Annotated in this window: 15 protein-coding genes; 6 read left to right on the top strand and 9 right to left on the bottom strand. The window is 54.6% G+C overall.

The window, feature by feature from the left end:
• Window positions 1–3 precede the first annotated feature (3 nt).
• The 7 genes from rsmG to hemE form a co-directional block, all read right to left on the bottom strand.
• Entirely contained in the window at window positions 4–588 is a 585-nt protein-coding gene (rsmG, locus tag AC0J4F_RS05105; RefSeq protein ID WP_473026406.1) for a 16S rRNA (guanine(527)-N(7))-methyltransferase RsmG, read from the bottom strand.
• 71 nt (window positions 589–659) lie between these two features.
• Window positions 660–2,543: a tRNA uridine-5-carboxymethylaminomethyl(34) synthesis enzyme MnmG gene (gene mnmG, locus AC0J4F_RS05100; protein WP_473025612.1), complete on the bottom strand. Its 1,884-nt coding sequence runs from the start codon at window positions 2,541–2,543 to the stop codon at window positions 660–662.
• A 294-nt stretch (window positions 2,544–2,837) separates the two neighbouring features.
• On the bottom strand, window positions 2,838–4,187 hold the full coding sequence (gene mnmE / locus AC0J4F_RS05095) for a tRNA uridine-5-carboxymethylaminomethyl(34) synthesis GTPase MnmE (protein WP_473025611.1): 1,350 nt from the start codon (window positions 4,185–4,187) through the stop codon (window positions 2,838–2,840).
• A gap of 433 nt (window positions 4,188–4,620) precedes the next feature.
• Complete coding sequence (locus AC0J4F_RS05090) at window positions 4,621–5,175, bottom strand: GNAT family N-acetyltransferase (protein WP_473025610.1); 555 nt, start codon at window positions 5,173–5,175, stop codon at window positions 4,621–4,623.
• A gap of 134 nt (window positions 5,176–5,309) precedes the next feature.
• Entirely contained in the window at window positions 5,310–6,575 is a 1,266-nt protein-coding gene (gene rho, locus AC0J4F_RS05085; protein ID WP_133952729.1) for a transcription termination factor Rho, read from the bottom strand.
• Between the two features lie 295 nt (window positions 6,576–6,870).
• Window positions 6,871–7,299 (bottom strand): protoporphyrinogen oxidase HemJ, encoded by a 429-nt coding sequence (hemJ, locus tag AC0J4F_RS05080; protein WP_008195943.1) that lies wholly within the window; start codon window positions 7,297–7,299, stop codon window positions 6,871–6,873.
• Between the two features lie 3 nt (window positions 7,300–7,302).
• Complete coding sequence (gene hemE, locus AC0J4F_RS05075; protein WP_166672848.1) at window positions 7,303–8,331, bottom strand: uroporphyrinogen decarboxylase; 1,029 nt, start codon at window positions 8,329–8,331, stop codon at window positions 7,303–7,305.
• 488 nt (window positions 8,332–8,819) lie between these two features.
• On the opposite strand from hemE, the gene AC0J4F_RS05070 reads away from it, so the two are divergent.
• The 5 genes from AC0J4F_RS05070 (at window position 8,820) to dnaQ (ending at window position 12,482) form a co-directional block, all read left to right on the top strand.
• Window positions 8,820–9,605, top strand: coding sequence for a pyruvate, water dikinase regulatory protein (locus tag AC0J4F_RS05070; protein ID WP_428529543.1), 786 nt, complete (start codon window positions 8,820–8,822; stop codon window positions 9,603–9,605).
• Between the two features lie 28 nt (window positions 9,606–9,633).
• Complete coding sequence (locus AC0J4F_RS05065) at window positions 9,634–10,227, top strand: Maf-like protein (RefSeq protein ID WP_473025609.1); 594 nt, start codon at window positions 9,634–9,636, stop codon at window positions 10,225–10,227.
• Entirely contained in the window at window positions 10,224–11,072 is an 849-nt protein-coding gene (locus tag AC0J4F_RS05060) for a shikimate dehydrogenase (protein ID WP_473025608.1), read from the top strand. Before AC0J4F_RS05065 ends, AC0J4F_RS05060 begins: the two co-directional genes overlap by 4 nt.
• Window positions 11,069–11,656, top strand: a complete 588-nt coding sequence (gene coaE, locus AC0J4F_RS05055) for a dephospho-CoA kinase (RefSeq protein WP_473025607.1) — start codon at window positions 11,069–11,071, stop codon at window positions 11,654–11,656. Before AC0J4F_RS05060 ends, coaE begins: the two co-directional genes overlap by 4 nt.
• Window positions 11,657–11,762: 106 nt before the next feature.
• Complete coding sequence (dnaQ, locus tag AC0J4F_RS05050) at window positions 11,763–12,482, top strand: DNA polymerase III subunit epsilon (protein ID WP_133952725.1); 720 nt, start codon at window positions 11,763–11,765, stop codon at window positions 12,480–12,482.
• 302 nt (window positions 12,483–12,784) lie between these two features.
• Here dnaQ and AC0J4F_RS05045 read toward each other — a convergent pair whose 3' ends face one another.
• Window positions 12,785–13,771, bottom strand: a complete 987-nt coding sequence (locus tag AC0J4F_RS05045; protein WP_133952724.1) for a 2-hydroxyacid dehydrogenase — start codon at window positions 13,769–13,771, stop codon at window positions 12,785–12,787.
• A 294-nt stretch (window positions 13,772–14,065) separates the two neighbouring features.
• On the opposite strand from AC0J4F_RS05045, the gene AC0J4F_RS05040 reads away from it, so the two are divergent.
• The gene (locus AC0J4F_RS05040) at window positions 14,066–14,554 is read left to right on the top strand and encodes an SH3 domain-containing protein (RefSeq protein ID WP_133952853.1); all 489 of its coding nucleotides are present in this window, start codon (window positions 14,066–14,068) and stop codon (window positions 14,552–14,554) included.
• A 70-nt stretch (window positions 14,555–14,624) separates the two neighbouring features.
• Here AC0J4F_RS05040 and fabI read toward each other — a convergent pair whose 3' ends face one another.
• Entirely contained in the window at window positions 14,625–15,437 is an 813-nt protein-coding gene (gene fabI, locus AC0J4F_RS05035) for an enoyl-ACP reductase FabI (RefSeq protein ID WP_209180628.1), read from the bottom strand.
• Between the last annotated feature and the right edge of the window lie 6 nt (window positions 15,438–15,443).

Below are 15,443 nucleotides of genomic sequence, written 5' to 3'. Positions count from 1 at the left end.
TGGTTACTCTGACCGGGCTGAAATGTTTGAAAAAAGGAGCAGCCGGCTTAAAGGATCAACAACACTTTCCTTTTCTACCAGATCGAACTGCCAAGAGTCAGACACTTCATCAAGTTCACGCCGAAAATCCTGACCTTTGTGGAAAACAGCCTTTGCACCTCGCGCTGTAAATGGCTCGGCAAGATCAAAAAGCAGTTTCAAAGAGGCCAAGGCACGCGCCGAAACCGCGTCTACCGGGCCGTAGGTCCACCCTTCCGCTACCGATTCGATCCGGCCCGCATGGACAGTCCCTCTCGATCCCGTCTCTCTCAAAGCCGTCCGAAGGAACGCGGCCTTGCGCTGATTGCTCTCGATCATATGGACATGAGCATCCGGCTCATCTGCCAGAAGGATCGCCGTCACAACGCCTGGGAACCCACCCCCACTTCCAATATCGACCCAGACCTTCGCCTCTGGATAACTCCACTGAGTTTGCAAGCTATCTGCTACATGGCGGGTCCAAATGTCCGGGATTGTAGAGGGCGCAATAAGGTTTTGTGCGGGTTGCCACTTCAAAACCAGGTCCACATAAGTCTGGAGACGATCCAACGTTTCACGTGAAACATCCCCAAACTTATACACAGCCTCTCCAGAACCATTCAACACCACGGAGCGCCCCATCAGGCCGCCCCTCGCTGAGACTGGCGTTTCAAGTGGGAGAGGATCAGCGTCAGGGCTGCAGGTGTTATGCCATCCATGCGCGACGCCTGTCCCAAGGTGGCAGGACGGATATCCGCGAGCTTTTGTTTGACTTCATTGGACAACCCGACAATCGCTTCGTAATCGAAACTATCGGGGATTCCCAAAGCTTCATCGCGCTTCAAAGCCTCGATATCAGCCGTTTGCCGCTCCAGGTAAACGGCATAAAGAGCATCCGTTGTCACCTGCTCAACAATTGCAGGATCCATTTGCCCGAGCTCCGGCCATACCAGTTGAAGCCCTTCAAACGTGACATTCGGATAGGACAGGAGATCGAAGGCAGAGCGGCGGACGCCATCCTGATTGACAGGCAAACCTCTCTTTGTCGCTTCATTCGGGGTTACTGCCAGGCTCTTCAACAAATCGCGCGCAGCCGAGATCTTCTCCATTTTCGCTTCATAAGCAGAACGGCGCACATCGGACACACAGCCGATGTCAATTCCGAGAGGCGTCAAACGTTGATCTGCATTGTCTGCTCTGAGGGACAGCCTGTACTCCGCCCGTGAGGTAAACATGCGATAGGGTTCTGTAATTCCCCGGGTGATGAGATCATCGATCATAACGCCGATATAGCCTTGAGATCGGTCCACGATAAACGGCGCCTTGTCCGCAACCTTCAACGCGGCATTCAAACCCGCGACAAGACCTTGGGCACCTGCCTCTTCATAGCCGGTCGTTCCGTTGATCTGACCTGCGAGGTAAAGCCCCGCACAACGCTTGGCTTCCAGGGTTGCCCGCAATTCGCGCGGGTCGACGTGATCATACTCGATGGCATATCCGGGCTGAATGACTTCAACGTCCTCCAGACCCGGGATGGTGCGCAAAAAGGCGATCTGCGCATCTTCCGGCAGAGAGGTGGAAATCCCGTTTGGATAAACCGTGTGGTCATCAAGACCTTCCGGCTCCAGGAAAATCTGGTGGCCATCTCGATCGCCAAAGCGGACGATTTTGTCTTCAATAGATGGGCAATAGCGTGGACCGCGGCCCTTGATCTCACCGGAATACATTGCAGAGCGATCAAGATTGTCCCGGATTATCTGATGGGTTGCCGGCGTCGTCCGCGTGATATGACACGGTATCTGAGGGATCGAAATCTTTTCCGTCAGCGTTGAGAACGGGATCGGTTCTTCATCGCCCGGCTGCTCTTCCAGCCGATCCCAATGGATGGTCCGTCCATCCAACCGCGCAGGTGTGCCCGTTTTCAAACGGCCAAGGTCAAAACCAATCTGTTCCAGCGAGTGAGACAGCCCCATTGCGGGTGCCTCACCAGACCGCCCGGCCGGGATCTTTCTGTCCCCGATATGGATCAACCCGCGCAGGAAAGTTCCGCTTGTCAAAACAACTGCGCCGCAGTCAATCACCTGACCAGACCCAAGAACGATACCTGTCACGGATCCCGCATCAGCGCCAGAGAACCGAAGTTGGTCTGCTTCTCCCTCGACAACGGTGAGGTTTTCGATAGCGGCAATCTCACGCTGCATGGCTTCCCGGTACAGCTTCCGGTCTGCCTGTGCCCTGGGCCCACGGACAGCTGGACCCTTCCGACGGTTAAGCATGCGGAACTGAATACCGCCCTGATCGGCGACGCGTCCCATAAGACCATCAAGCGCATCGATCTCACGAACGAGATGCCCCTTCCCCAAACCGCCGATCGCGGGGTTACAGGACATCACGCCAATGGTCTCGAACTTGTGCGTCACCAGTGCTGTCTTGGCGCCCATGCGCGCAGATGCAGCTGCTGCTTCACAGCCGGCATGACCGCCGCCAATTACCACAACATCAAACGATAGAACCTGATCGTTCATAGTCTCACCGCTTGCCCGGGTCGCTCTTCTTGCCGTGCGCCCGGCCATTCACATTCTGATTTCGGGATCATATCCGGAACTGAACCGGAGCGTCAGACACAGCATAAGCCGGTCTTGTTGCCGCCTTTATACGCCGGACCTGCCCCTTAGGTCAAAAGAGATTTCGACACTGGGAGGAAGCCATGCCGAAGCTCGGGTCGCCTTACGTTTCAAAAAGCGGACATGATTCACGTGAAACATATTCCGGTTCTGAATCGATCCAGTCTTTTCCTGAAATGATTCACGTGAAACAATCTACTTCCCGATACAGAAATCCCGAAAGATCACATCAAGTAGATCCTCAACATCGATCCGGCCGGTGATACGTCCAAGACTGTCCGCAGCCCGGCGCAGATCTTCGGCCCGGAGTTCCGTCGGCAAATGGTCTGACGATACGGCCTGACCCAGGCCAGACAGGCAGACGGTCAGATAGTGGCGGTGCCTTGCCCGTGTCGCTAGGGGTGCCTCGCCCACAGAAATCGTTTCCTCCGCAAAACGTGTCAGGGCATCAAACAGGCCCTTTATCCCTTCATCAGACTTGCTCGATGCAGGAATTTCCTTGGTTGTTCCGGAAGAGTCTTGTTCCGGAAAAGTCTCAAGATCTGCCTTTGTCCGCACCGTCCAAACAGGGACCTGATTGGTGACATCCTCTGGCAGACCTGCGTGGGAATGCCCCGCTTCTACGCCACCTGGCTCAACAGCCCAAAGAATGAGGTCCGCCTGCCTTCCACGCTCTTCCGCGCGGCGAATACCTTCCCGTTCAACAATCCCATTTGTTTCCCGAAGACCTGCGGTGTCGACTAGAGTGACCGGATAGCCTCCCAGATCAAGATGCACCTCGATTACATCCCGGGTCGTTCCTGCTTCCTCAGTGACAATGGCAACGTCCCGGCCGGCGATTGCATTCAGCAAGCTCGACTTGCCGGCATTGGGAGCCCCCATCAAGACCACTTGCAGGCCGGATCGCAGACGCTCACCGCTCCGGGATTTTTCCAGGTGATCGGCAACTTCTTTTCGAAGCGCGGCAGCCTCTTTCCAGACTTCATCCGCAACACTGCCAGGAACATCCTCTTCATCGGCGAAATCGAAATCCGCTTCAATCATCGCCCTCATGTGTATGAGCCGCTTGCGCCAATCCTCATAGAGCGATCCGAGGGCGCCGCCCATCTGGCGGACAGCTTGTTTGCGCTGGCTTTCCGTTTCAGCAGCAATCAGATCCGCAAGGCCCTCCACCTCTGTCAGGTCCATCCGGCCCCGGTCAAAGGCGCGGCGGGTAAATTCTCCGGGCTCGGCCGGGCGGCAGTTTGGAAAGTCGCTCAATACGCGAAGCATCGCAGCAACAACGGCCCGACCACCGTGGCACTGAAACTCGACAACATCTTCACCAGTGAAACTTGCAGGCCCCTCAAAGAAAAGGACCAAAGCCTCATCAATGATCTCTTTGGTGGCCGGATCACGAAGTCTCGAAAGCATGGTTTTTCGTGGCCCGGGTGTCTTGCCGCAGAGCGCCTCTGTAACAGTTCTGACTTCAGGACCAGAGACGCGGATAACAGCAACCCCAGAAGGCACTGCACCACTCGACAACGCGTAAATCGTGTCAGCCATGTAACTTTCCGTTTGAGATCTTTCCAGTTGCCTCTTTATCAAGAAGCACGGCCGTTCGAAAGGTGGTGGCGGCGCTGGTCCACGGTCGGCATATAGCGTAGAACAACTCTCCGGTTTTTGAACCAAGAGACGTTGCATGGCCGGATCAAATGGGTCGTTTGAGCGAAGAGTAGACTTGCCTGTTTCACGTGAATCAAGCGGTTTTGCCTGTCAACAAGGATCGGCAACTGAGTACGTAGATTATGAAACTCTTATCGCCGTCCTCGCTATTGCGGAGCTTGGGTAAAAACAATCCGCACCCGATTCAATTCGGATTCACGTGAAACAGTTTTCGAACCGCTAATTCCGGTATCGGGTTTCCAACAACCGCCCACCTTAAAGATCTGTGTTTCACGTGAATCTCTAAACCCAGTTTATAATTGAGCTGCGTTGATCACATCTGACCACTAGCCCAAGTCTTGCGCTCCAGCCGATACAGAACATGTGGTGCAAGCGCATGAGTTTCTGGAAGCATGGGATGAAGAAAGTCATCCGCCGGATCCCGGCTCATACCAATTCGTGCCATGACCTTTTGAGACGGTGTGTTGGTGTCTGCTGTGAAGGACACAATTTCCTCAAGACCGATGGTTTCAAAGCCGAATCGAATCCACGCTGTTGCGGCTTCACTCGCGTAACCCTTCCCCCAGGCTGATCGTTTCAAACGCCAGCCAATTTCGACGCATGGACCAAAGGGAAGTGGCTTGGCGTATCCAGGAATACTCAACCCAACGAACCCAAGAAACTCAGATGTATCCTTTGTTTCCACCGGCACAAAACAAAAGCCATCCTGTTCTTGCTTAGCCTTCGCCCTATCAATCAAAGCGGCGGTTTGATTATGAGTGAGTGGTTCGGGGAAGTACCGCATCACCTCCGGGTCGGCACACATCTCAGCGAATGGTTCAAGATCGGCATCCTGCCAACTTCGGCAGATGAGCCGCTCGGTTTCCAAAAGAATGTCTTGGGTCATAAAACGGGTCCGAATCTAAATGTGGATTCACGTGAAACAGGTCTTAACAAAAGGTAAAGGCGTGACCCGATCTGGATCACGCCTCCACCGATAACATTGATCGTGAGATGAAACGATCAGGTGTTCATGCTGTCGAAGAAATCGTCGTTCGACTTTGTCTGCTTCAGTTTGTCGAGCAGGAATTCGACCGCGTCCACTGTCCCCATCGGATTGAGGATCCGGCGCAGCACGAATGTCTTTTTGAGACGCTCCGGCGGGACGAGCAGTTCTTCCTTACGCGTACCGGACCGTTGAATGTCGATCGCCGGATAAACACGCTTGTCGGAGATTTTCCGATCCAGGATGATTTCGGAGTTACCCGTACCCTTGAACTCTTCGAAGATAACTTCATCCATCCGGCTGCCGGTATCAATCAGTGCCGTTGCGATGATGGTGAGTGAACCACCCTCTTCAATGTTACGAGCCGCACCAAAGAAGCGTTTCGGACGTTGAAGCGCATTCGCATCGACACCACCGGTGAGAACCTTACCGGAAGACGGCACGACCGTATTGTAGGCGCGGCCAAGGCGGGTGATGGAATCCAGCAGGATAACAACGTCACGGCCATGTTCGGTGAGACGCTTTGCCTTCTCAATCACCATCTCGGCGACCTGAACGTGGCGGGAAGCCGGTTCGTCGAATGTGGACGAAACCACTTCGCCGTCGACCGTCCGTTGCATGTCAGTCACTTCTTCCGGCCGCTCATCGATCAAAAGAACGATCAAGTAGCATTCCGGATGATTGTTGGTGATGGACTTTGCAATGTTCTGCAGGAAGACGGTCTTACCGGTCCGCGGCGGCGCCGTGATCAAGGCACGCTGGCCTTTGCCAAGCGGAGCAACCAGATCGATGACCCTGGAGGACAGATCCTTAATCGTCGGATCTTCGATCTCCATCTTGAACTTTTCGTCCGGATAGAGCGGCGTCAGGTTGTCAAAGTGAACCTTATGCCGGGCCTTGTCCGGGTCTTCAAAATTGATCGTGTTGACTTTCAAAAGCGCAAAATACCGTTCGCCCTCTTTCGGGCTCCGGATCTGGCCTTCAACAGTGTCCCCTGTCCGCAGTGAGAACCGCCGGATCTGAGACGGAGACACATAGATGTCGTCCGGACCTGGCAGGTAGTTGGCGTCTGGCGACCGCAGGAAGCCAAAACCATCTTGCAGGACTTCAACAACACCTTCGCCGATGATCTCTACGTCTTGAGCAGCAAGGTTCTTCAGGATTGCGAACATCAGCTCCTGCTTGCGCATGGTGCTGGCGTTTTCGACTTCAAGCTCTTCCGCTTTTTGCAGGAGCTCGGTCGGTGTTTTTTCTTTTAGGTCTTTGAGTTTCATTTCCCGCATCGAGTTTGGGGTCTTAACGTTGATATGGATATTGGTTTGGAAGGTCGTTCCGGACCCAGGAAGATGGGAGGGCCGGAAAAATCTGAAAGACGTCTAACTGTGTCCAGATTGCCGGTGAACGCGGGATGTTAAGCTACGCAGCGTCACCAAATCGAAGTTGCTGGAAGATACGTTGTTTTGTCGGCGAGCGCAAGACGGGAATTCTGCCGGTTCTTTGGGTATTGTTGCATTGCACCAAAAAAGGCGGCGTTCGAAGGGATGGCCGCCTTTCTTTACGTCAGTTTTCAATCGGAAATCAGAACGGTTTCACAATCACCAAAATGACAACAATGATCATGATTACCGTCGGTATCTCATTGATCATCCGGAAATAGCGTGTGGACCGGGTGTTCTGATCCGCGGCAAACGCCTTCACGCATTTCGACAGGTGGCCGTGAAACCCGGACATGATGAACACCAGAAGAAGCTTGGCGTGAAACCAGCCATCACTCCAGGCATTCAATTCGTAAGCTGTCCAAAGACCAAACACCCATGATGCAATCATGGCCGGTGTCATGATGGCTTTCAGCAGCCGCCTTTCCATCACCTTGAACGTTTCCGATTGGACGGAGCCAACCTCTGCGTCCACGTGGTAAACAAACAGCCGTGGCAGATAAAGCAAACCGGCCATCCACGCGATGATGGAAATAACGTGAAGGGACTTCACCCAGAGATAAAGATCCATCGATTATCCCTGTTTCACCATCTCAACCATCCGCGCAACGTTGTCCGGATCCGCGTCCGGCGTCACACCGTGGCCGAGATTGAAGATGAACGGTCCTTTGTCGAACGTCTTCAGGATGTGCTGAACACCGTCTTCCAATGCCTTGCCGCCGGCGACGAGACGCATCGGATCCAGATTGCCCTGGATTGGAACCTGTTTCTGGATCTCCAATGCCAAATGGTCCGGCGCAGTCCAGTCGAAGCCAACCGCATCCACACCCGTTCCGTTGATGTAGGCGCCCATACGAGCGGATGAGGCTTTCGGGAAACCGATTATCTTGGCATCCGGCCGGGCTGCTTTCACACCGTCGACAATCTTGCGCGTCGGTTCAATACTCCACCGCTGAAACCCGGTATCATCCAGAACACCAGCCCAGGTATCAAAGATTTGAAGCGCATCAGCGCCTGCATCCAATTGGCGGATCAGATAGGCAATCGACGCAATGATGAGCTCGTCGATAAATCGCTGCATCAAATCCGGATCTTTGTAAGCACCAACACGGGCAGCCACCTGATCCTGTGTCGTGTGACCGGCAACCGAATAACAGGCAACTGTCCAGGGAGCGCCACAGAAGCCGAGCAACGTCGTTTCTTCAGGCAGATCCGCTCTGAGGCGCGAAACCGTTTCTATGACCGGTTTGAGATGATCCTCGGCCTTATCCTGTTCGAGACGGTCGATCAATTCTGATGACAGAGGTTCCAGAACTGGTCCCCGTCCTTCTTCAAATCTGACCGGATATCCGATGGCGTCCGGCACGACGAAGATGTCCGAGAACAAAATACTCGCATCAAAGCCATAGCGGCGGATCGGCTGGAGAGTGACCTCGGTTGCCAGATCCGGGGAATAGCAGAAGTCGAGAAAGTTTTTCGCCTTGGCTCTGACTTCCCGATATTCGGGGAGATAACGGCCGGCTTGACGCATCATCCAGATGGGAGGTGGCCAGATCTTTTCTCCGGAGAGAACCCGCATTACGGCTCTGTCTTTGGACTTCATACGGTCGCGCCTTTCCCACATTTCAAATCTAATAAGATTCTATATTTGAATCTGTTTTTTATATTAGAGCGTGGATTACCGGGATCCTTTTTCATCCACAATCCGTCACTCCAATAACTGTTTAGGGAAAAATCCGGCAGCAAACACGCATTAACTCCTCCCCAGGAGTCGATAACAAAATTTCGCGGGTAATTACAGCGATTTAGAAAAGTGTTTACCTTTCGTTAAGATTTTGGGCGTTGGTGGATAGCCTGTCGAAATGTCACAGGCCTCATGTTGATCCACAATACCTCGTAACCATTCCGGTTTCAGTTTCCCGGCGTTTAGACATTGTTAATAAAATCGGCGGAGCGGGCATAAATCCGTGCTAGGCAGAGAGCAATGACAGCAACTCCCAACTCATCAACACCCCTGGGGATGACACCGTGAATAATCCGAGACACTACTTTCATCTGCATCTTGTCTCGGACTCCACTGGCGAAACTCTTATGACGGTCGCGCGTGCCGCGACGGTTCAGTACGAAAATGTCCAGGAAATCGAGCATGTTTACCCGCTGGTGCGATCACACAAGCAGCTCGACCGGGTGATCAGTGAAATCGAAAAAGCGCCGGGAATTGTCCTCTACACTTTGGTGGACGAGGAAATTGCTCAGAGGCTGGAACAAAAATGCCGTGAATTGGGAACGCCCTTCGTCAATATTCTGGACCCGGTCTTCGCGGTCTTTCAATCCTATCTGAATGTCACGCAAACCCACCGTATCGGTGGTCAGCATGAAATGGACGCGGAGTATTTCAGCCGGATGGAAGCGCTGAACTACACCATGATGCATGACGACGGGCAGATTTGGGACGATCTGGAGTCCGCCGATATCGTGCTTCTGGGGATTTCGAGAACCTCAAAAACACCGACATGCATTTATCTGGCGAACCGCGGCATCAAGGCGGCAAATGTGCCGCTGGTTCCGGACATTCCGCTTCCGGAAAGCGTCAAATCCTTGAAGAACCCGATGGTGGTGGGATTGATCGCCTCTGCAGAACGGATCCAACAGATCCGCCGGAACAGAGTTTTATCATTAAATTCAGAAGGTTATAACGATCAGTATGTTGATCGGAAAGAGATTTCCCGGGAGATCAACATGACCCGGCGCCTGTGTTCGGAACACAATTGGCCGCTGATAGACGTGACGCGCCGGTCGATTGAAGAAACGGCAGCGGAAATTCTGACTTTGTTCAAAGACTACAAGACAGCACGTGAAAACGGAGTATCGGAGTAATCCGGACTTTTCATTTCAAGAGGATATTATGGCACTGGTTTTGGCAAGCGGCAGCAAGATCCGCGCTGAACTGATGAGAAATGCGGGTCTGACCATCGATGTCGATCCGGCAAATGTGGACGAACGTGCCGTAGAGGCTCCGCTCCTTGAAGCCGGGTTTCCACCGGAAGACTTGGCCAGCGTTCTGGCCGAGGCAAAGGCAAATGACGTCAGCGCGCGCCGTCCTGGCGAACTGGTGATTGGTGCAGACCAGATCCTTGCGTTTGAAGGCGAGCGCCGGACCAAACCAGACGATATGGAAGCGGCCCGCCGGCAATTGCTGGCGTTTTCTGGAAAAACCCATGAACTCCTGTCGGCTGTAGTAATTTCCAAGGATGGTGAAGCGATTTGGCGCCACGTGTCGACGGCGCGTTTGACCATGCGAACCTTGTCGCCGGCATTTGTCGGCCACTATTTGGCTGAAGCGGGCGACGACGTTTTGTCGAGTGTCGGCGCCTATCAGCTAGAAGGGTTGGGTCTCCAACTCTTTGAAAAGATTGATGGTGACTATTTCACCATCCTTGGTTTGCCGATGTTGCCGCTATTGGCGCAGCTGCGGGAACTCGGAGTGATCGAGGCATGAGTGGAAGCACTAGAAAAGCCGCGATTACAGGGTTTCCGGTCGATCAATCACGGTCTCCGCTCGTGCATGGATATTGGCTCAAGAAACACGGTCTTGATGGAGAGTATGGCCGGGTGCCGGTCACACCGGAAACAGCAGATGCCTTTTATAAGGAGTTTGCCACCTCCGGATTTGTCGGCGCGAACGTGACCGTACCGCACAAGGAGGTTGCCGCTGCAGCCTGTACTCATCTTGACGATGCCGCCAAAGCGATGGGTGCTGCCAACACGCTCTGGCTGGATGAGACCGGGGCATTATGCGGCGCAAACACCGACGGGCTTGGCTTTTTGGGAAATCTGGATCAATTGGCGCCCGGTTGGGATGCATCTGGCGGAACGGCCGTCGTTCTGGGCGCCGGCGGCGCGGCGCGGGCCATCATATGGGCTCTGCTCTCCCGCGGATTCACAATGGTGCATATTGTCAATCGAACCTTCGAAAAAGCCAAAGCTCTTCAAGATCAATTTGGATCTAAAACAACAGCGCATGCTTGGGACAAACTGGGGACACTTCTTGGAAAAGCGGATCTCCTGGTGAACACGACGGCGCTTGGCATGACGGGGAAAGCACCGCTGGAAATTGATCTTAATCCGTTGCCGGTGTCCGCGCTTGTTACCGATATCGTCTATGCGCCTTTGGAAACCGACCTTCTCAAACAGGCCGCGGAACGCGGCAACAAAACGGTTGATGGCCTGGGCATGCTGCTTCATCAGGCAGTGCCCGGATTTGAGCGCTGGTTTGGCGTCCGGCCCGAGGTCGATAAGGAATTGCGCGATCTGGTTCTTGCCGATCTCGGGGTGACACCGTGATCAAGCTTGGATTGACCGGTTCCATCGGTATGGGAAAATCGACCACCGCCAAGATGTTCGCTGAACTGGGCGTGCCCGTCCACGATTCAGACGCGACAGTGCACGCGCTCTATTCGGGTCGCGCGGCACCGCTCATCGAAGCAGCTTTTCCCGGAACTGTGGTTGACGGGACCGTCGATCGAACCCTGCTTTCCCCGCATGTGCTTGGAAAACCGGCAGCGATGAAGCGGTTGGAGGCCATCGTTCACCCCTTGGTGCGCGAAGAAGAACTGACGTTTCTTGAAAAAGCTAAAGCTAACCGCCACCGGGTGGTGGTGCTGGACATTCCGCTGTTGTTTGAAACCGGTGGTGACAACCGGGTCGACGGTGTCGTAGTAGTGACGGCGGATGCAGATGTCCAGAGAAAACGTGTCCTAGACCGGCCGGGAATGACCGAAGACCGGTTTGAGGCGATCCTTTCAAAACAAATGCCGGATGCCGAAAAACGCAAACGCGCGCATTTTCTGATCGACACGGGGTTGGGAATGGACGCTGCACGCCGGTCGGTCGCCGCTGTCTTGAAAGCCTCCGCCGCAATTGGCTGAGGGTTTTGGCTGTTCTTCTTGCTGAAGACCGGGGAAAACCTGACGCTGATCTTGCGTCAGGGCCACCTGCTTGCGCAGATGGAACAGACGGAAAACAGGCGGAACCATGCGCGAAATCTCATTCGATACGGAAACCACGGGTCTTAATCCGCGCGGTGGAGACCGTTTGGTCGAAATCGGTGGTGTGGAACTGATCAATCACGTTCCCACGGGAAACTCCTATCACGTCTATATCAATCCGCAGCGTGACATGCCGGAGGAAGCCTTTCGGGTTCACGGGCTGTCGGCAGAGTTTTTGTCCGACAAACCTCTCTTTGAGCAGGTCGCAGATGAATTTCTGGAATTTGTTGGCGATGCAACGCTTGTGATCCACAATGCGGCCTTCGACATGGGCTTCATCAATTTCGAGCTCGAAAAGGTTGGCCGGCGCACCATCCCGAATACCCAGGTAATCGATACGCTAGAGATCGCCCGGCGCAAGCACCCCACTGGCCCAAATTCGCTCGACGCACTCTGCTCAAGGTATGGCATCGACAATTCCAAGCGTGTCAAACACGGCGCGTTGCTCGATGCGGAAATCCTAGCCGAAGTCTATCTGGAGATGATCGGCGGCAAACAGCGTGCGCTGATCCTGGACCCAGATGAAGAAGATGGCCTTGGAGGGTCTGGAGACGCAGGATCAGAGCCTGGAGAACTCGGCTCCTTCAACGCTCGCCCCCGTCCGGTGCCTTTGTCTGCGCTTTTGAAAGACGACGAATTCACCGCTCATAAGGCCTTTATGGACGGCATGGGCGATGGCGCGCTCTGGAAGAAATACGGCGGGTAAGCGGGATCTCGAAAAAGATCGACTGTCTCGGTCACTCGCAAGCTTGATACGTATTGTCAGGCGACTGCCCGTCTCTCGTTCGTCATCCCGCACGCAGCGGAGCGGAGATACGGATCTATTTGTTTGCAGAGCTTTCAAGTTCGAAACTCAGCCGCTTCGGTTTTTTGGATTGCGAGTTGATCCCGGCTCAAGGCTGGGACGACACTTCATGGTGTTCAAACCGGAGCAGCTTGGCATTCTCTTATCCCGAAACAAAAAACCCCGGCGCTGGGCCGGGGCTTATCTTAATATAATCAAAGACTTCAGAGCATCGACGGTAGAACGCGATCCGGCGGGCGGTGCCCATCCATGAACGTCTTGATGTTGATGATGACTTTCTCGCCCATTTCGATCCGGCCTTCGATCGTGGCCGAGCCCATGTGAGGCAAGAGCACCACATTATCGAGCTTGATAAGCTTCGGATTGACCGCGGGTTCGTGTTCGAACACATCGAGGCCTGCGCCTGCGAGTTCACCTGCTTCCAGCATCCGGATCAGGGCGTTTTCGTCGATCACCTCGCCGCGCGCGGTGTTCACCACATAGGCGTCTTTTTTCAAAAGCTTGAGGCGACGGGCGGAGAGCAAGTGGAACGTGCCGGGTGTGTGTGGGCAGTGAACCGAAACGACATCCATGCGCGCCAGCATCTGGTCCAAGCTCTCCCAGTAGGTTGCCTCAAGCTCTTCCTCAACAGCTGCCGGAACACGGCGGCGGTTGTGGTAATGGATGGACATGCCGAACGCCTTGGCGCGGCGGGCAACAGCCTGACCGATCCGGCCCATGCCGATGATTCCAAGGCGTTTGCCCCAAATCCGGTGGCCCAGCATCCAGGTTGGCGACCAACCGGCCCAATCACCGCTTTCCAACGCGTGGATCCCGGCCGACAGGCGGCGCGGCACGGCGAGCATCAGCGCCATTGTCATATCGGCTGTGTCTTCAGTCAGAACACCCGGTGTGTTGGTGACATTGATGCCGCGGTTGTTGGCGGTGACCACGTCGATGTTGTCGACACCATTACCGAAGTTGGCGATCAGTTTGAGGTTTTCGCCGGCCTGGGACAGGACGGAGGAGTCGATCCGGTCGGTGACCGTCGGCACCAGAACATCGGCGGTCCGCACGGCTTCCACAATTTCTGCCTGGCTAAAGGGCCTGTCACTTTCATTGAGGCGCGTTTCAAACAATTCGCGCATCCGGGTTTCGACCACATCCGGAAGTTTCCGGGTCACAACGACGACAGGCTTCTTTTTCGCCATACTAACTGCCTTTCGGGCTTCGTTGAGGAATCCTTAACCCCAACGGATTCACCTTGACGCTACGCGGAGCGCAAGCGGATGACACCACTCCCTTTTCCTTACCAGATGATCCGTCAGAAACAAGGGATTGGGTGCATTCCTCAGCCAAACAGATAAGCTGATTCCGGCCTACTGGTTTTCGCGTCCACTTTTCTGTAGTGGTGTGCCTTAAACAACCGTTCGATAACAATTGGACTTACCGACAATATGGCCCGTTCGATCGCGATTGCGTTTTTCCTGCTTACTTTTGGGGTGATGACCGGTGGCACGTCAGTGGCACCGCCTGCCTTTGCTCAAGGCACAACCACAGGCGCAACCGGATTGCCCGTTCCCCGCTTTGTCAGTTTGAAGTCTGACCGGGTGAATGTCCGCCTCGGCCCATCCCGCGAACATGACATCGCGTGGACTTTCGTTCAGTCCGGCCTGCCCGTGGAAATCATTCAGGAATTTGAAAACTGGCGGCGCATCCGCGACTGGGAAGGCAAACAGGGCTGGGTGTTCCACTCTCTGCTGTCCGGGCGACGTACGGCTCTCGTGACACCATGGGAAAAGGACAACCGCACACCACTGCGTGCCCGCTCACAGTCTGATGCCGACATCGTTGCCGAACTGGAACCGTTTGTTCTGGCGGCTGTCGGTGAATGTGCCGGCGGCTGGTGCCGCGTAAGCGGTGAAGAGTTCAACGGCTGGCTCGATCAAACCCGCTTGTTCGGTGTTTATCCGGATGAACTGATCGAGGACTGAATTGCTGCTAATTTGGCAATAAAAAAGGAGGCCCATTGGCCGCCTTTTGTTGTTTTGGAGCGCGTGCGAATCAGTCGGCGCGGCTTTCCTGAACTTTCAGCTCGTCCAGACGCGGCATCGACATGATGTTGTAGCCGCTGTCGACGAAGTGGACTTCACCGGTCACACCCCCGGAAAGATCCGACAGAAGGTAGAGACCGGTGCCGCCGATTTCGTCGAGAGACACAGTCCGCTGCAGCGGAGAATTGCGCTTCTGGAAATTGAACATCAGACGGGCATCGGACACACCAGAGCCTGCCAGGGTCCGGACAGGACCGGCAGAAATGGCATTGACGCGGATGTTCTGAGGTCCGTAGTCGGCCGCAAGGTAGCGAACGGAAGATTCCAAAGCAGCCTTGGCTACTCCCATGACGTTGTAGTTCGGCATCACCTTTGTGGCACCGCCATAGGTCAGGGTGACGATGGACCCGCCATTCGGCATCAGGTCTGCTGCGCGCTTCGTGATTTCGGTGAAGGAGAAGCAGGAGATCACCATGGTTCGGGAGAAATTGTCCCGGGTGGTGTCAGCGTATTTGCCCTTTAGCTCGTTCTTGTCGGAAAAGCCGATCGCGTGGACCAGGAAGTCTATGGAGCCCCATTCTTCCTTAAGCTTGGCAAAGACTGCGTCCACGCTGTCGATGTCTTCCACATCGCACGGAAGCATCAAGGTGGAGCCAACGCTTTCAGCAAGCGGCTTTGTGCGCCGGCCAAAAGCTTCACCTTGATAGGTGAACGCGAGCTCTGCGCCATGTTCCGCCAGCGTCTTGGCAATACCCCAGGCAATGGAGTGATCGTTGGCAACGCCCATGATCAGGCCGCGTTTGCCCTTCATCAAATCAGACATGTACCG

It is taken from the genome of Roseibium sp. R5 (genome assembly GCF_055755305.1).
The sequence above is the reverse complement of the archived record's forward strand: the minus strand, read 5'-3'. Positions and strand labels throughout refer to the sequence as shown.